At 50.1% G+C, this 16,996-nt stretch carries 15 protein-coding genes and 1 other annotated feature; of the genes, 2 read left to right on the top strand and 13 right to left on the bottom strand.

From position 1 onward, the window contains the following. Window position 1: 1 nt before the first annotated feature. The 13 genes from pheT to EDC54_RS08490 all read right to left on the bottom strand — a co-directional run bounded on the left by pheT (window position 2) and on the right by EDC54_RS08490 (window position 14,853). Window positions 2-2,389, bottom strand: a complete 2,388-nt coding sequence (pheT, locus tag EDC54_RS08550) for a phenylalanine--tRNA ligase subunit beta (protein WP_132455187.1) — start codon at window positions 2,387-2,389, stop codon at window positions 2-4. 14 nt (window positions 2,390-2,403) lie between these two features. Next, window positions 2,404-3,387, bottom strand: coding sequence for a phenylalanine--tRNA ligase subunit alpha (pheS, locus tag EDC54_RS08545; protein ID WP_132455185.1), 984 nt, complete (start codon window positions 3,385-3,387; stop codon window positions 2,404-2,406). Between the two features lie 96 nt (window positions 3,388-3,483). Beyond that, window positions 3,484-3,609 (bottom strand) — a sequence feature (Phe leader region). Next, a complete protein-coding gene (gene pheM, locus EDC54_RS17950; protein ID WP_106120997.1) occupies window positions 3,559-3,603 on the bottom strand; it encodes a pheST operon leader peptide PheM in 45 nt (14 codons plus the stop codon). Its footprint overlaps the feature before it by 45 nt. Before the next feature lie 83 nt (window positions 3,610-3,692). Further along, the gene (rplT, locus tag EDC54_RS08535; protein WP_132455182.1) at window positions 3,693-4,049 is read right to left on the bottom strand and encodes a 50S ribosomal protein L20; all 357 of its coding nucleotides are present in this window, start codon (window positions 4,047-4,049) and stop codon (window positions 3,693-3,695) included. A gap of 42 nt (window positions 4,050-4,091) precedes the next feature. After that, window positions 4,092-4,289 carry a 50S ribosomal protein L35 gene (rpmI, locus tag EDC54_RS08530; RefSeq protein WP_029095034.1) on the bottom strand — a complete coding sequence of 66 codons (198 nt, stop codon included), beginning with the start codon at window positions 4,287-4,289 and terminating at the stop codon, window positions 4,092-4,094. 102 nt (window positions 4,290-4,391) lie between these two features. Beyond that, window positions 4,392-4,934, bottom strand: a complete 543-nt coding sequence (gene infC, locus EDC54_RS08525) for a translation initiation factor IF-3 (RefSeq protein ID WP_132455180.1) — start codon at window positions 4,932-4,934, stop codon at window positions 4,392-4,394. Window positions 4,935-4,937: 3 nt separating this feature from the next. Beyond that, window positions 4,938-6,866: a threonine--tRNA ligase gene (gene thrS, locus EDC54_RS08520; protein ID WP_132455178.1), complete on the bottom strand. Its 1,929-nt coding sequence runs from the start codon at window positions 6,864-6,866 to the stop codon at window positions 4,938-4,940. 256 nt (window positions 6,867-7,122) lie between these two features. After that, complete coding sequence (locus EDC54_RS08515) at window positions 7,123-8,499, bottom strand: amino acid permease (protein ID WP_132455176.1); 1,377 nt, start codon at window positions 8,497-8,499, stop codon at window positions 7,123-7,125. Between the two features lie 119 nt (window positions 8,500-8,618). Beyond that, complete coding sequence (locus EDC54_RS08510; protein WP_132455174.1) at window positions 8,619-8,882, bottom strand: YebO family protein; 264 nt, start codon at window positions 8,880-8,882, stop codon at window positions 8,619-8,621. A 175-nt stretch (window positions 8,883-9,057) separates the two neighbouring features. Further along, on the bottom strand, window positions 9,058-9,849 hold the full coding sequence (gene kdgR, locus EDC54_RS08505) for a DNA-binding transcriptional regulator KdgR (RefSeq protein ID WP_132455172.1): 792 nt from the start codon (window positions 9,847-9,849) through the stop codon (window positions 9,058-9,060). 210 nt (window positions 9,850-10,059) lie between these two features. Beyond that, window positions 10,060-11,226: an oligogalacturonate lyase gene (ogl, locus tag EDC54_RS08500; protein WP_132455170.1), complete on the bottom strand. Its 1,167-nt coding sequence runs from the start codon at window positions 11,224-11,226 to the stop codon at window positions 10,060-10,062. 340 nt (window positions 11,227-11,566) lie between these two features. Beyond that, window positions 11,567-12,448 (bottom strand): protease HtpX, encoded by an 882-nt coding sequence (gene htpX / locus EDC54_RS08495; RefSeq protein WP_132455168.1) that lies wholly within the window; start codon window positions 12,446-12,448, stop codon window positions 11,567-11,569. 236 nt (window positions 12,449-12,684) lie between these two features. Next, on the bottom strand, window positions 12,685-14,853 hold the full coding sequence (locus tag EDC54_RS08490; protein WP_132455166.1) for a sensor domain-containing phosphodiesterase: 2,169 nt from the start codon (window positions 14,851-14,853) through the stop codon (window positions 12,685-12,687). 433 nt (window positions 14,854-15,286) lie between these two features. Between EDC54_RS08490 and EDC54_RS08485 the strand changes: the two genes are divergently transcribed. Both EDC54_RS08485 and EDC54_RS08480 read left to right on the top strand, forming a co-directional pair. Further along, entirely contained in the window at window positions 15,287-16,021 is a 735-nt protein-coding gene (locus EDC54_RS08485; protein WP_132455164.1) for an XRE family transcriptional regulator, read from the top strand. Window positions 16,022-16,433: 412 nt separating this feature from the next. Continuing rightward, complete coding sequence (locus EDC54_RS08480) at window positions 16,434-16,784, top strand: Mor transcription activator family protein (protein ID WP_132455163.1); 351 nt, start codon at window positions 16,434-16,436, stop codon at window positions 16,782-16,784. Window positions 16,785-16,996 lie beyond the last annotated feature (212 nt).

Here is a 16,996-nt window from a genome sequence, read left to right as displayed (position 1 = left end):
TTTAATCCCTCAAGGATGCTTGGAATCGCTGTTTTAACGCCGCTACACATGCTGAAACGGTAGCGGCAATTTCCTCTTCTGCCAGTGTACGCGCGGTATCTTGCAGGATCAGGCTGATAGCCAGACTCTTATAACCTTCCGCTACACCCTTCCCTCGGTACACGTCGAATAAGTTTACGCCAACTAACTGATTTGCGCCAACTTTCTTACACTCGGCTAAAATATCGCCTGCCGGCACATTTTCAGCAACGACAACGGCAATATCACGACGGTTTGCGGGGAAGCGGGAAACCTCGCCAGCTTCGGGCAAGACACGGTCTGCCACCTTATCCCACAACAGCTCAAACACAACGGTACGCCCGTTCAGGTCCAACTTGCGCTCAAGCTCTGGGTGAATAACACCAATAAATCCAATGCGTTCCCCGCCCAGATAAATAGCAGCACTTTGTCCTGGATGCAATGCCGGATTATTTTCAGCCTTAAACTCAACCTGAGACAGTTTGCCTGTCAAGGCCAGTACGGCCTCCAAATCACCTTTTAAATCATAGAAGTCAACGGCCTGACGCGCCAAGTCCCAGTGCTCGTCATAACGCGTCCCCGTGATCACCCCGGCCAACATCAGCTCCTGACGGATACCTAAATCGGCATGACTGTCGGGTACAAAACGTAAGCCGCTTTCAAACAGACGCAGCCGGCTCTGCTGGCGGTTTTGGTTATACACCACCGCACTCAACAGGCCGCTCCACAGCGACAGGCGCATTACTGACATTTCCGCAGAAATCGGGCTTGGCAGAATTAATGCTTCATCGCCAGGGTGAATTAATCCCTGAATTTTAGGATCAACAAAACTGTAAGTAATTGCTTCCTGATAGCCACGATCGACCAGCAGCGTCTTCACCCGTTTCAGTGACAGCGACGCTTCACGATGCGACGTCATGATCAACGGCGCCTGAGTCGGAATATTCGGAATATTATCGTAGCCGTAAATCCGCGCCACTTCCTCGATCAAATCCTCTTCGATTTCCATATCGAAACGCCAGCTCGGAGCCACCGCCTGCCAGCCCGCATCGGTTTTCGTCACGTCGCAGCCCAGACGTTGCAGAATGTCGCTAACCTGCTCATCTGAAATCACATGACCAATCAGACGATCCAGTTTTTCACGGCGTAGCGCAATCGTTGCACGCGTCGGCAAATCAGATTCGCTGGTGACATCAATCACCGGTCCGGCATTGCCGCCGCAAATGTCAATCAGCAGGCGCGTCGCGCGCGCCATCGCCTTATGCTGCAATGCCGGGTCAACGCCGCGTTCATAACGGTGAGAGGCATCGGTATGCAAACCATGGCGGCGCGCGCGCCCGGTAATCGACAGCGGGTTAAAATAGGCGCATTCCAACAGAACGTTTTGCGTTTCTTCATTGACGCCGGAATGCTCGCCGCCGAAGATACCGGCCATCGCCAGCGCATTCTGCTGGTCAGCGATAACTAACGTATCCGCCTTCAGCTTCGCTTCGTTGCCATCCAGCAGCGTCAGCGTTTCACCCTCTTTCGCCATACGTACAATAACGCCGCCGTTGAGACGGTCGAGATCGAACGCATGCATCGGCTGGCCGAGTTCCAGCAGCACGTAATTGGTCACGTCCACCACCGGGTCGATAGCGCGGATCCCGCAACGACGCAATTTTTCACGCATCCACAGCGGCGTGGCCGCCTTCACATTGATACCTTTTATCACGCGGCCTAAGTAACGCGGACAGGCCTGCGGCGCGTCAACCTGAATCGGGAAGGTATCCTGAATCGTTGCGGCAACCGGCTCAATAGTCGGTTCATTCAGCGCCAACTGATTCAACACGGCCACATCGCGCGCCACGCCAATGATACCGAGGCAATCAGCGCGGTTTGGCGTCACGCTGATTTCAATCGCGTTGTCATCCAGCTTCAGGTAGTCACGAATATCCTTGCCAATCGGTGCATCTGCCGGCAGTTCGATGATGCCGTCGTGATCGTCGGAAATACCCAATTCGGAAAATGAGCACAACATCCCTTCAGACGGTTCACCCCGCAGCTTAGCGGCTTTAATTTTGAAATCGCCCGGCAACACCGCCCCGACCGTCGCGACCGCCACCTTCAGGCCCTGACGGCAGTTCGGCGCGCCGCAAACGATGTCCAGCAGACGGTCACCGCCAACGTTGACCTTCGTGACGCGTAATTTGTCCGCATTCGGGTGCTGCCCACACTCAACCACTTCCCCGACAACCACACCGTGGAACGCGCCTGCCACCGGCTCGACGCCATCCACTTCCAGCCCCGCCATCGTGATTTGTTCAGACAGCGTGTCACTATCAACCGCCGGGTTTACCCACTCGCGTAACCAGAGTTCACTGAATTTCATGATGTATACCCGCCTTACTTAAACTGTTTTAGGAAACGCAGATCGTTTTCGAAGAATGCACGCAGATCGGTCACGCCATAGCGCAACATCGTCAGCCGCTCCATGCCCATACCAAACGCAAAGCCGGAGTATACGTCCGGGTCGATACCGACATTACGTAAAACGTTCGGATGGACCATGCCGCAACCCAGCACTTCCAGCCATTTACCGTTTTTGCCCATGACATCCACTTCCGCGGACGGCTCGGTGAATGGGAAATAGGATGGGCGGAAGCGAACCTGCAAATCTTCCTCAAAGAAATTACGCAGAAAATCGTGCAGCGTTCCTTTTAAATTGGTAAAGCTGATGTCTTTATCGACGATCAGGCCTTCCATCTGATGGAACATCGGCGTATGCGTCTGGTCGTAATCGTTACGATAAACGCGGCCCGGCGCGATGATGCGAATCGGCGGCTGTTGCTTTTCCATCGTGCGAATCTGCACGCCAGATGTCTGCGTGCGCAACAGGCGCGTCGCATCAAACCAAAACGTATCGTGATCGGCGCGTGCGGGGTGATGCCCTGGGATATTCAACGCATCGAAATTGTGATAGTCATCTTCAATTTCCGGCCCGGTCGCGACAGAAAAACCCAGCTCGCCGAAAAAGGTTTCAATGCGATCGATAGTGCGGGTGACGGGGTGCAGGCCACCGTTTTCAATGGTACGCCCCGGTAGGGACACATCGATGGTTTCTTGCGCCAGACGAGCATTAAGCTCAGCAGATTCCAGCGTTTGCTTACGGGCATTCAGTGCGTCCTGAACATCTTGCTTAGCCTGATTAATCACAGCGCCGGCAGCAGGACGTTCCTCAGCCGGCAACTCGCGCAGCGAGGTCATCTGAAGGGTTAAGTGACCTTTTTTGCCCAAATATTCAACGCGCACGGTTTCCAGTGCGGCGATATCCTGGGCCTCTTCTATAGCTGTTCTGGCTTTAGCAACCAGCTCTGCGAGATGTGGCATTGTGTTCCTCTTTTTCTGCCTATGTGGCCAACGGTCATGATGGAAGAATATCGTTTTACTCAGGATCTGAGGCGCGAGTAAAAACCAATTATCGTAAACAAAAAAGCCTCCCAAAGGGAGGCTTAAGCGCTACTTTTCGTTTCTTTTCTTACGCGCAAAGCCCCCCGATATTCAGGCGCTAAAGTAAAAAAAGAAACGGAAAATAGCAGCGTTCATCACTTGCGTTACCTTGTCGTGAGAATGATAAATGATAAAAACCGTGTTGCGATGAAAAGAGGGAGCCAACGCTCCCTCTTCAAACTGACTTACGCCAGAGCTGTTTTCGCTTTTTCAACCAGTGCGCTGAACGCGACTTTGTCGAATACGGCGATATCAGCCAAAATCTTACGGTCAATTTCAATAGACGCTTTTTTCAAGCCGTTAATGAATTTGCTGTAAGACAAGCCATTTTGACGGGCTGCTGCATTGATACGTGCAATCCACAGCTGGCGGAATTGACGTTTACGTTGACGACGGTCGCGGTAAGCGTACTGACCAGCTTTGATTACTGCCTGGAAGGCAACACGATAAACACGCGAACGGGCACCATAGTAGCCTTTCGCTTGTTTCAATATTTTCTTGTGACGTGCACGGGCAACTACACCACGTTTTACGCGAGCCATATGCTCTCTCCTAAAATCTTATTCTGAATGAAAAAAAGTAACTTATGCGTACGGCAGACATGCGACAACCAGACCCAGATCCCCTTTGGAAACCAAGCCTTTCGGACGCAGATGACGTTTACGTTTAGTCGCTTTTTTGGTCAGAATATGACGCAGGTTAGCATGCTTACGCTTGAAACCACCGCTGGCGGTTTTTTTGAAGCGTTTAGCGGCGCCACGTACTGTTTTAATCTTTGGCATTATTATTTCCACTTCGCATTGTTAATAAAACGAATCAGACAAGGCGAACAAAACCGCACGGTATCATGAGATAAAGCGGTGCGGTTTCGCTACTTGAGTGCCTTACTGTTTCTTCTTCGGTGCAAGCACCATGATCATCTGACGGCCTTCGATCTTCGTTGGGAAGGATTCGACGACAGCCAGTTCACTCAGATCGTCACGGACGCGGTTAAGCACTTCCATACCAATCTGTTGGTGCGCCATTTCACGACCGCGGAAACGCAGTGTGATTTTGGCTTTGTCACCCTCTTCCAGAAAGCGAATCAGGTTGCGTAGTTTGACCTGATAGTCGCCATCATCGGTACCAGGCCGGAATTTGATTTCCTTGACCTGAATAACTTTTTGCTTCTTCTTTTGTTCCTTTGTGGCCTTACTCTTCTCATAGAGGAACTTGCCGTAATCCATGATTCGGCAAACCGGCGGCTCGGCGTTCGGACTGATTTCAACTAAATCAACACCTGCTTCCTCGGCTTTTTCTAATGCTTCATTCAGACTGACAATGCCAAGCTGTTCGCCTTCGACACCTGTCAGGCGTACCTCATGTGCGCGAATTTCTCTGTTGATGCGATTAGGACGCGCCGGTTGAACTCGTTTTCCGCCTTTAATACCTTATTCCTCCAATTGATGAAGACTACGGCTGCGAATCTCTTGCTGCAGCTTACTGATCACTTCATTAACGTCCAGGCTTCCCAGGTCTTTACCGCGACGAGTACGGACAGCAACTTTTCCTGCCTCAACTTCTTTGTCGCCACAAACCAGCATATAGGGAACCCGCCGTAAAGTGTGCTCGCGGATTTTAAAGCCTATCTTCTCATTTCTCAAGTCTGCTTTTACTCGAATGCCCGCTTCTTGCAATTTTCGGGTCAATTCATTGACATAATCAGACTGACTGTCGGTGATATTCATAATCACCGCCTGAACCGGTGCTAACCACGTTGGGAAGAAACCCGCGAATTCTTCGGTCAAAATGCCGATGAAACGCTCCATCGATCCCAAAATAGCCCGGTGAATCATAACCGGCACCTGACGTTCGTTGCTTTCGCCAACGTAAGACGCGTTCAGGCGACCCGGTAATGAAAAGTCGAGTTGCACCGTACCACACTGCCACGCGCGATCCAAACAGTCATGCAAGGTAAATTCAATTTTCGGACCGTAGAACGCCCCCTCGCCCGGCTGATACTCGAATTCAATGTTGTTTTCGGTCAGCGCCGCGGCCAGGTCGGTTTCAGCACGATCCCACATCTCATCGCTGCCGATACGTTTTTCCGGACGGGTAGACAACTTCACCACGACTTTTTCAAAACCGAAGGTGCTGTACATGTCATACACCATCTTGATGCAGCTGTTTACTTCATCACGCACTTGCTCTTCGGTACAGAAGATATGCGCGTCATCCTGCGTAAAGCCGCGTACACGCATCAACCCATGCAGGGAGCCTGACGGTTCGTTGCGATGGCAGCTACCGAACTCAGCCATGCGCAACGGCAGGTCGCGGTATGACTTTAAGCCCTGATTGAAAATCTGTACATGGCCCGGACAGTTCATCGGCTTAATGCAGTATTCGCGGTTCTCTGACGAGGTGGTGAACATCGCCTCTTTGTAGTTTTCCCAGTGACCGGTTTTTTCCCACATCACCCGATCCATCATGAACGGGCCTTTTACTTCCTGATACTGGTACGCTTTCAGCTTCATGCGAACAAACGCTTCCAGTTCGCGAAAAATCGTCCAACCGTCGTTATGCCAGAACACCATACCCGGCGCTTCTTCCTGCATATGGTACAAATCCAGCTGCTTGCCAATCTTGCGGTGGTCGCGCTTCGCCGCTTCTTCAAGGCGTTGCAAATAAGAAGCCAGCTGCTTTTTATCCGCCCACGCCGTACCATAAATACGTTGCAGCATTTTGTTCTTACTGTCGCCACGCCAGTAGGCGCCGGATGTTTTCTGCAATTTAAAGTGATGGCAGAAACGCATATTCGGCACGTGAGGGCCACGACACATATCAATGTATTCCTGATGATGATACAGGCCCGGACGATCGTCACGGCTGATATTTTCATCCATAATGGCAATCTTGTAGGTTTCACCGCGTGCGGCGAACGCATCGCGCGCTTCCTGCCAGCTGACTTTCTTCTTGATCACGTCATAGTTAGTGTCAGCAAGCTCATGCATACGCTTTTCGAGCTGTTCGATATCTTCCTGAGTCAGGGTGCGATCAATATCGACGTCATAATAAAAGCCATTGTCGATAACCGGACCAATCGCCATTTTCGTATCCGGCCACAGCTGTTTGATCGCATGGCCCAACAGGTGCGCACAGGAGTGGCGAATAATTTCCAGCCCTGCCTCATCTTTAGCTGTGATGATCGCTAACTGCGCATCGGTGTCGATTTTATCGCTGGCATCAATCAGTTCCCCGTTGACGCGACCGGCAATACAGGCTTTTGCCAGACCGGGACCAATATCAAGTGCAACATCAAGGGGAGAAACGGCGTGGTCGTAATGACGCTGACTTCCATCAGGAAGGGTGATAACAGGCATTATAATTCCCTTATTTACAGTGGTGAACCACACGAAAGCTCACATGCAAAATCATTTATCAATTGAAAATCAAAAGGGTTACCCATGCTATTCCTCTTTACTCTGCGAAATATGTGCGCATGATGTGCAGCGAAACCCGCGCATTAGCGTGACATGGATAACGTCGGGGGCAATAATACACCTTATAAGTTGTGTGTTAAAGCCAGATGGGTAGCCTGCTCATCGATACCGCACAATGAACAGGCCACTACGATGTTTACGGCGTCTGCACCGATTTCGATTCCGCTTTATTTTTGCGTGAGAGCCGAAAACCTAGCCAAATAACCGCAATCCAGAATGGAATCAATATGACCGAAATACGAATGCCGGGCGACAACAACATAATCACCAGAATTCCCGCCAGAAACGCCAGACAGAGGTAGTTGCCCCATGGATACCAGAAGGCTTTGAACGCGGGGACAATCCCCTTCTCGATCATCGCCTGACGAAAACGCAGGTGCGCAAAGCAAATCATGATCCAGTTAATCACCAGTGTCGAAACAACCAGCGCCATCAACAACGCAAAGGCTTTGCCCGGCATCAGATAGTTAATCGCAACGCCGAGAGATGTCGCCAATGCCGATAGCGCGATAGAGCGAACCGGTACACCACGCGCATTGACTTTCGCGAGCGATTTCGGGGCATTTCCCTGCTTTGCTAAACCGTACAGCATCCGGCTATTGCAATACACGCCGCTGTTGTATACCGAGAGTGCCGCAGTCAGTACGACGATGTTAAGTACGTTTGCCACCATGTTACTGTTAAGTGCATGGAAAATGAGGACAAATGGACTACCACCGTCGACGACGTTTCTCCAGGGATAAAGCGATAGCAAGATAGACAACGCGCCGATATAGAAAATCAGGATACGATAGACCACCTGATTAGTCGCCTGAGGAATTGAACGTTTCGGATCGGCAGCTTCTGCCGCCGTGATGCCCACCAATTCCAGACCACCGAATGAAAACATGATCACCGCCATCGCCATGATCAATCCACTTACGCCGTTTGGCATGAATCCACCATGGATCCATAAGTTACGCACCGTCGCCGTCTCACCGCCATTGCCACTCAGCAGTAACCAACTTCCGAAACCGATCATGCCGACAATGGCCAGTACTTTGATAATGGCGAACCAGAATTCGGTTTCCCCATACATCCGTACATTAACCAGATTAATCAGATTAATGAGCACAAAAAATATCGCGGCGGATAACCAGGTTGGCGTTTCAGGCCACCAGTACTGAATATAAATGCCCACTGCCGTCAGCTCTGCCATTCCCACCAGAATAAACATCGCCCAGTAGTTCCAGCCCGCAAGAAAACCGGCGAAATCCCCCCAGTATTGGTAGGCAAAATGGCTGAATGAACCCGCTACCGGCTCTTCCACCACCATTTCGCCGAGCTGTCGCATAATCAAAAATGCAATCATTCCGGCGATGGCATAGCCAAGCAGGACGGATGGCCCCGCCATTTGGATCGTCTGCGATATCCCTAAAAACAGCCCGGTGCCAATCGCGCCACCCAGCGCAATCAACTGAATATGTCGGTTTTTTAATCCGCGTTTTAAAACCAGTTCCTGTTCGTTAGCCATGTTGCTCTTGTCTTTCCTGTAATGCTGTCTTTATTTTTATATCAACACTGCCCACGCCATCAGCCTCGGCGCTATCGTGGGCAGGCAAAAGAGATCGTCTCGGTACAGTGACGTCGCGATTAACGTTCGGGGATCACATTTTTAAACGTTAACGCCACGTCATCACGATCGTCTGACATGTCAGACGCCGAAGGGACATGTTCCTGACCCTGTTGAGACAGCAACGTTTTCAGCAGTGCCAGTTGCTGACGCTGTTGCTCCGCGATTTCTTGCAACAATTTTACCTGCTCGTTCGCCCTGACACTTGCCCGGTTGACAAAAAACCAGACCAGCACTGCGAGCAGCACGACCAATAAAACAAAAAACACTTCTAGTATGTTCACAACGACTCCGCTTATAACCACTCATGACAGGTAACTGCGGGCTATCTTAACACCGCGGCACAATCAAGTTCGAGACTCAAACCATTCTGCACCCACAACGTTGACGTGGCATCGATAGATAGGTAGAGGGGAGAAAAGCCTGCCGCTGAGGCAGGCTCACATCAGCGTGGCGAGATCAAAAAGGGTAATCGTGGTAGCCCATTTGCTCAGAGATGTTTCTGGCAGCCGCGTGCAGCATTTTCACGTAGCCCTGCTTGTTTTCTTCTGAAAAGCGGATCGTCGGGAAAGAAATACTGAGACCGGCAATGACGACGCCAAAACGGTCGAACACCGGAACGCCGATGCAACGCAGCCCTTCCTCTTGCTCTTCGTTGTCTTCTCCATAGCCTTGTTCACGCACGAGGTCCAACTGTTTGAGCAGTTCTTCAGCCGTGCTCAGCGTATGCGGCGTGCTGCGGGTAAACTCGACCGTCGACAAAATTTCTTCAACTTCAGCGCGATCGCGCCATGCCAACAGCACTTTACCAATTGCGGTGCTGTGCAGCGGGTTGCGGCGACCAATGCGGGAATACATGCGCAGGTTGTACATCGAGTCAATCTTGTGGATATAAACGATGCCGTCTTCATCCAACGCTCCAAGGTGGATCGTTTCCCGCGTCAGCGCAGAGAGTTCGCGCATCTGTATATCCGCACTGCGGATTAAGTCAACGTTCTGCAATGCTTTCGCACCGAGCTCGAACAGCTTGAGCGTCAGCGAATATTTTTCTGATTCACCTTCCTGCGCAACATAGCCCAGGGATTTCATCGTCTGCAAAAAGCGGTACACGGTACTCTTGGACATCATGACGCGCTGAGAAAGTTCGGTAATACCAATTTCCCGCTCTTCACCTAATGCCTGCAAAATACCAAAAACCTTTAAAACGGACGACACGGAATCGGGTTGTTTATCTAAATCTGCAATAGCCATTTTGTGATTACCCTACTCAGTTTTTTTGTTTTAAAAAAAATAGAACGATGGTTTTAGTATAAAGGGAACACTTTGATTATGGCAATGGAACAACAACGATAATCAAGTAAGTTTGCGTACTTGCCACGCAGAAATTTAGTGAAAGAATATGTAAATAAATGTTGAAGCATCACACGCGCCACCTTGCATGGCGCGCGGGATTAACGACGATTAATTCCAGACAGAATCGGGCACCTTCGCCAGATACAGCGCAGGTTTACCCTCTGCATCGGATGTAAACAACACGTGTTTGTTGTCCGGCGTGAATGAGGGATGTGGATGCGTAACCTGACGATCGCCTTCCAGGACTTTCCAGGATGTATTGTGCTGCGCAATACGATGCGCTTTCCCGGTTTTCAGGTTGAAAACGTACAGGAATGGATCGTTTTCAATCTTATAGCCGCCATCGTCCTGTACGTCTACCGGCGCATCGGAGCCATCCCCGACCAGCAGCGTACCATCATAGTTACTCATCAGGTGGGAACACGGCGGCATGACGCGCAATTGGCTATCTTCCAACGTCACCGGATCGATACGGCGAATGTAGCGATTGTTGTCGCCTTTGAGATAAGAGACATAAATCATCGCCGAGCCATCAGGAACCCAGAATTCATGAGTGCAGCTTTCACCTTCAGCATGCTCTTTGACTTTACGCATGTTGGTGCCGTCTTCGTTGATGAACCACATGCGGGCATCAACCAGATCGTGCGGACCTTCGTGGCAGAAAGCCACGGTATTGTCATCGCCCGGACGATAGATAGGATGACCCAACCACTGATTTTCTTGCAGGATAGTGACCGCGTCACCGGTCACCAAATCCACGCGAATCAAGCGACAGCACGGATTGGTGAAATAGAATTCCTGAAATTTTTTCCAGTCGGTCAGCGGCTGCCAGTCGTCTTTCTTGATCTCAATACCCACGATTTTGGTGCAGTCGGAATTCGCGACCCAGGTACCATAACCGACCCAATCCTCAGGCACCTGATAAATCACTTTTTCTTCCAACGTCGCCAAATCGACGCGCATCAGATTACGCGTATTTTTCACGTAATACAGCGCATCATCATTCGGGGACAAGAACCCGCCGAAGGTATTGTCACCTTTGCCTTCCGTCAACTGTGTCGCTTCCTGCGCGTTTAAATCCAGCAGGTAATAATTCCACGGACCATCAAATGCGGCACCAAACAGTAGTTTACTGCCATCATTGAAGAAGCACTTCTGGTAGAAATAGTTGCGGTGGCAGATGACATCGGGCGGGGTTAAACGCACAACTTCGGTGCCGGTTGCTGAGTCCTGATAGGTATGAAATGTGAGGGGAATCTTGTTACCTTTGGCCATCCGTAAATCCTTAACGCTTATCATGAAGAACCTGACGCCACGCATACATACTCTTCGATAACCTGATATTTCGGACACTCGGCAAATCGGTTACCCCGTCACCGTCTGTTCAAAAAACAGGCCACCCATCTCATGCGAGACGCCTGTTATAAAGGCATTATAGAAACATTGTTTCATTTTTCCGTGATCGTGGTTTTATTTTATAAAGCATTCTTGCTGTTTTCGCACCTGTTTCCGATCGTCTGAGGCCTACCGGCAGGAATAAATGACAGGCGAAGCGATTAAAAAATGCAGAAATAACAAAGGCCCGAATGGGCCTTTGGGAATGATAACGTGGTAATTACTTCAGGTATTCGCCGGAGCGTAGCGCTTCGATACGTTTATCCAACGGCGGGTGCGACATGAACAACTCGCTGAAAGATTTGGATTTACCATTGATGCAGAACGCCATCATGCTGCTCTCTTCCTGCGGTTCATAGCTGGTTTTCAGTCGCTGTAGCGCAGCAATCATTTTCTCACGACCGACCAGCTTGGCTGAACCAGCATCCGCGTGGAATTCACGGTAGCGGGAGAACCACATGGTAATAATGCTGGCCAGAATACCGAACACCAGTTCCAGCACGGTCGCGACAGCGAAGTAAACCATCGGGTTACCGCTGCTGCTGCCCCCTTCATCACGGTTGCCGGACAGAAAACCCGACGCCACCTGGGCAATCAAACGTGAAACGAAAATGACGAACGTATTCACAACCCCTTGAATTAACGTCATCGTCACCATGTCGCCATTCGAGATGTGGCTGATTTCATGGGCGATAACCGCTTCCGCCTCGTCGCGGCTCATGTTTTGCAGCAGACCGGTACTTACGGCGACCAGCGACGCATCGCGGCGCGCGCCCGTGGCAAACGCATTGATATCCGGAGCGTGGTAAATGGCCACCTGCGGCATGGCGATCCCCGCCTGTTGGGACTGCACGCGCACCGTTTCCATCAGCCAGAGTTCGGTTTCGTTACGGGGTTGTTCAATGACTTCACCACCAACGGAACGCAGAGCCATCCATTTAGACATCAGCAGTGAAACAAACGCACCGCCAAAGCCAAACAGCCCAGCCATAATCATTAAGCCCTGGACACTGCTGGACTGAATTCCCGTCAGGCTGAGCACCAGCCCGAAAACCAACATCACCGCCAGGTTGGTGATCAGGAAAAGCGCAATACGCATCATAAAAGTCTGATTTCCTCTTGCAGAAAGATAAAATTTATCTGATTACATCGTATGGGTTGCCGTGGCATTTTCAAGCATTCTTAACTTTTCAGTGACTAAATCCACATAACTTTACATTTTTTAAAAGGAAAGTGGCGACTCGTCGCCGAGGTGTTAATCCAGGCGCCAGCCACATTACGCCCGCCCCGGTTAAAAATCGCGAACGGTTACCTGCAAATGAGGACCGATGCCAAAATTTACCCGTCCGGCGCCTTATTCAGATTCAACAACCGGGTAAATTCTTCCGCAGACATCGGGCGTCCAAAGAGGTATCCCTGCGCTGCCTCGCAACCTTCATCTCGCAGTAGTGCACACTGTTCTAATGTTTCCACGCCTTCCGCAATCACGCCTAACCCGAAACTTTTACCAAGATACAGAATCGCCCGAACAATGGCCGCATCCGCCGACGATTCACACATGGCTCTGACAAAGGTTTGATCGATCTTCAGTCTCGTGACCGGGTAGTGCTTCAACATGCTGAGCGAGGCATAGCCCGTTCCGTAGTCGTCAAACGCAATGCCAATTCCCGCGTCGCGTAAGGTATTTAATGGCTGAAGCATATTTTCATCATAACGCAGGATAATGTTTTCCGTGATCTCAAGCTCCAGCGAACCTGGCGGCAAGCCCGTTTCGGCGAGGACATCTATCACCTTTTGTGCCAACATCCCGGTACGGAATTGTGCGCTAAAAAGGTTAATGCTGACACGAAAATTGCCGTCGCGAGCCTGACACCATTTTGCCGCCTGTTCACAGGCGGTTTCAATGATCCAATCCCCGACGCGCTCAGCCCACGGACCGTTTTCCAGCGCGGTAAGAAATGCGGCTGGACCAAGTACCCCTTTTTTCGGGTGGCGCCAACGCAGCAACGCTTCCGCGCCAACAATCTCGTTCGTTACCAGCTTTACCTGCGGCTGATAGAATATCTCAAATTCATGCTGTTCATAGGCACGCACAAATTCCAACTGGAAGGCATGTTTAGCCTTGAAAACTTCCAGCAATTCATGGGTGAAAAAACGGTGACAGTTTCGCCCTTCCGATTTCGCCTGATACAGCGCTAAATCCGCACTCGTCAGGAGATCTTGTACCGTCCCTCCATAGTCGGGATACAGAACCGTCCCGATGCTGGCACTGATGTGGATTTGATGATCGTCGACCATCATCGACTGCGAAATTTCATGAATGATTTGCTCAGCTATTTTACCCGCGACTTTTTTGTCATTCAGGCCGGGAAATATCAACGCAAATTCATCGCCGCCCATCCGGGCGACCATATCGCCTGAACGCACCGTCGATTTTATTTTTTTCGCAACGCGCACCAGAATCTCATCGCCACAAGCGTGTCCCAGGCTATCATTAACATCTTTGAACCCATCCAGATCGACTACCATGACGCAAACTGACGGCTCGTTCTTCAGCACCGTGTTCAAATTGGAGGTTAATAAGGTTCGGTTCGCCAGTCCTGTCAGCGGATCCATATGCGCCAGCAAAAACAGTCGTTCTTCATTACGTCGGCGCTCGGTGATATCGCGCAATATCGCGCCATAGCTGGTGGTGCCGTTCTCTTCCCACATCGAAATTGACAATTCAACCGGCACCAGTTTGCCGCTTTGGGTTTGAACATTCAGCTCCAGCGTCACGCCTTTCATTAGCGAATTCCGCTCCGCGGCCTTATGGTTGAGTTGCACAATAAAGGCATCAGGCACGATGGTATTAATATTGCGGCCAATAATGTCATTACCGCCGTATTCCAGCATTTTTTCCGCCGCGGCATTCCAGAACGTAATAAGGCCTTTCTCATTAACGCAAAGAATCGTATCAGGCGAGGTATTGGCGATATTTTCAAATCGTACCTGACTGGCTTTACGCGCCAGTTCCAGACGCCGCATTTCCAGCTTGTCCATGACCAGTGAGGCCAAATCCTGCAAATTGTACTCATCACGCCTGCTGAATGTCGCTCTGGGGTTCAAATCAATAATACATAGCGAGCCAATAGCGTGGCCGGACGGCGTGGTTAAAGGTATACCGGCATAAAAACGGATGTAAGGCATCCCCAAGACCAGCGGGTTATTTTTGAAACGTGCGTCTTTGTGCGTATCATGCACAATCATGATCCTTTGCTGCTGGATCGTATGCGCACAAAAAGAAATATCGCGAGTCGTTTCGCAAAAAGAAATCCCTACGCTGGCGGCAAACAGCTGACGCTCGGCTTCAATCAGTGACACCAAGACGATAGGCGCGCTGAAAATGTTCGCGGCCAAACTCACCAGGTTACTTAAACTCGAATCAAATAATGCGTTCTTAATGCCATACTCACGAAGAGCAGCAAGACGTTTGTTTTCATCTTTGCTTATTGGGGCACGACTCATGGGCTCACCCTCCCCATCGTATTCTTTATATTCAGCATAGAAAAAATAGCGATAAACCCAAAATGTCGCAGCAACAATCACGAACGGAACAGTTGGCCGACATCAGTCACTCCCTCACCATTTTCCGCAGTCAAGAGACAGGCGTGATTATTAATTCAGTATGGCAAAAAATCCTCCCCCCATCGAAATAATGCCAATCATTTAAGGATCGAAATATCGAGGGTTCCCCCAATGCGAGGTATCCCTGCGGGAACCGAAATATCGTGTTTCCCTCTGGATCCATGCTTCAGTGACCAACATTCCCCCCATCGAAATCATTTTTATCGTTATAATCCTGAAAGTCGTCGTTCACCGCGTCGAGCGATAGCGTCGTTTTTTTAAACAAGAGAAATATTTTCTTGATGAAAGACAACTTCAGTTGTAGGCTAACTACATGAATACAACACTTGCAGAAAGACTAAAGACAGCCAGGGTTGCGCAGGGGCTCAGCCAAAAAGCCCTGGGTGACATGATTGGCGTATCGCAGGCAGCCATACAGAAGATCGAAGTGGGGAAAGCCTCTCAGACAACCAAGATTGTCGAGCTTGCCAATGCACTGCGCGTTCGCCCTGAATGGCTGGCCAATGGTGAAAAACCGATGCGTAGCGACGGGGCCGTTCAATTACGTCAGGAATCCTCCATTCCGCCGAAATCGGAATGGGGCAGCGTATCAGCCTGGGACAGCACGACAGAATTATCAGAGGACGAGGTGGAAGTGCCTTTTTTAAAGGATATTGAGTTTGCCTGCGGAGACGGGCGCATTCCAAGTGAAGATTACAACGCTTTCAAACTCCGTTTTTCCAAAGCAACGTTGCGCAAAGTTGGCGCAAATACTGACGGTTCCGGCGTGCTCTGTTTCCCGGCGACCGGCGATAGTATGGAGCCCATTATTCCGGACGGCACGACCGTCGCTGTCGATACCAATAACAAACGCATTATTGATGGTAAACTTTATGCCATTGCTCAGGAAGGGGGCGGCAACGACAAGCTAAAGCGCATCAAGCAGCTCTACCGTAAGCCTGGCGGCCTTCTTGTCATTCATAGCTTCAATCGCGATTCTGATGAAGAAGCCTATGAATCAGAAGTTGAGATCATCGGTCGCGTATTCTGGTATTCGGTCCTGCTGTAAGCTTGTATTCGCTCTCACTTTTGCGCTAACTACTCCCTGCCCGCCAACGCCGGTGAAGCATTCCGAACACCGGCGTTGTTTCAACATTAAACCTCGTTTACGCACATCCAGATAACCTTACCCGCGCACAACAGTTTTATACAATCAGCGTGCTACCGTTTTATCACCCTTATTGATACTGTGTTATTTTTCCTATCCATTGCTTTCCCGCCATATGGCGGGTTTTTTTTGCCACCTCCGACGCGCTCTTATCCCCACAGCGTAATGAATCACCTGCAAATTAAAACTAAAGATGTTGACACAAAAACAACTATAGTTTTAAATGAACACATAACAGCAGGGCACTCTCTCTGCTCGCGCCGCAACACCGTTTTCGTCATCAACAACACGCATCGATAACAAAAGGTGATTTATGACTGGACCACAATTTCGCAGTAAAGGCCCTGAGCTTCTGGTAGAACTTTCTCAACACGTGGCCGATACGGTCAAGAATGTCACAGAACTGGATCCACAAACCGCCGAACTGGTCGGCAATGCCGTAGCCAAACATATGATGAACGTATGGGGCGGGCAAAATGTTTACTTCCCGATGGGAATTTCATGGCGCGCTTCTCAGCGCGATCTTCAGATATACCGAGAGTTCGATGGCCGTAATCATAGTACTTTGGCGAAAAAATATAATGTCTCGCTACAGTGGATTTATAAGATTGTCAGAACCATGAGACAAGAGGAGTTACGTGCAAAACAAAAATCGCAGGCATAATATTCAGTATCAAAATGAATTAAAATAATTGCAATAATAGATCTTGCTTCTTTTACAGCGATGAAATCATTTTTGGCTCATAGCCAGAATAAAGGGTATGCAGATTGGCTACCCTTTGAGCCTGTCCGTAATTCTGTGTAATTGCCACTGTATTAAAGGTGAGCGCTCAGGCGGTCACCGAACTCGATAATAAAACGGCTCATCGCCAGCCG

Origin of the sequence: Samsonia erythrinae (assembly GCF_004342665.1) — a bacterium.
GTDB classification, from domain to species: Bacteria; Pseudomonadota; Gammaproteobacteria; order Enterobacterales; family Enterobacteriaceae; genus Samsonia; species Samsonia erythrinae.
This window is presented reverse-complemented; position numbering and strand designations above follow the sequence as displayed.

Bases quoted from the DNA above. Each gene is read 5' to 3' on its own strand.
- pheT (WP_132455187.1), bottom strand. From the start codon at position 2,389: ATGAAATTCAGTGAACTCTGGTTACGCGAGTGGGTAAACCCGGCGGTT.
- pheS (WP_132455185.1), bottom strand. From the start codon at position 3,387: ATGCCACATCTCGCAGAGCTGGTTGCTAAAGCCAGAACAGCTATAGAA.
- rplT (WP_132455182.1), bottom strand. From the start codon at position 4,049: ATGGCTCGCGTAAAACGTGGTGTAGTTGCCCGTGCACGTCACAAGAAA.
- rpmI (WP_029095034.1), bottom strand. From the start codon at position 4,289: ATGCCAAAGATTAAAACAGTACGTGGCGCCGCTAAACGCTTCAAAAAA.
- thrS (WP_132455178.1), bottom strand. From the start codon at position 6,866: ATGCCTGTTATCACCCTTCCTGATGGAAGTCAGCGTCATTACGACCAC.
- EDC54_RS08515 (WP_132455176.1), bottom strand. From the start codon at position 8,499: ATGGCTAACGAACAGGAACTGGTTTTAAAACGCGGATTAAAAAACCGA.
- kdgR (WP_132455172.1), bottom strand. From the start codon at position 9,849: ATGGCTATTGCAGATTTAGATAAACAACCCGATTCCGTGTCGTCCGTT.
- ogl (WP_132455170.1), bottom strand. From the start codon at position 11,226: ATGGCCAAAGGTAACAAGATTCCCCTCACATTTCATACCTATCAGGAC.
- htpX (WP_132455168.1), bottom strand. From the start codon at position 12,448: ATGATGCGTATTGCGCTTTTCCTGATCACCAACCTGGCGGTGATGTTG.
- EDC54_RS08490 (WP_132455166.1), bottom strand. From the start codon at position 14,853: ATGAGTCGTGCCCCAATAAGCAAAGATGAAAACAAACGTCTTGCTGCT.
- EDC54_RS08485 (WP_132455164.1), top strand. From the start codon at position 15,287: ATGAATACAACACTTGCAGAAAGACTAAAGACAGCCAGGGTTGCGCAG.
- EDC54_RS08480 (WP_132455163.1), top strand. From the start codon at position 16,434: ATGACTGGACCACAATTTCGCAGTAAAGGCCCTGAGCTTCTGGTAGAA.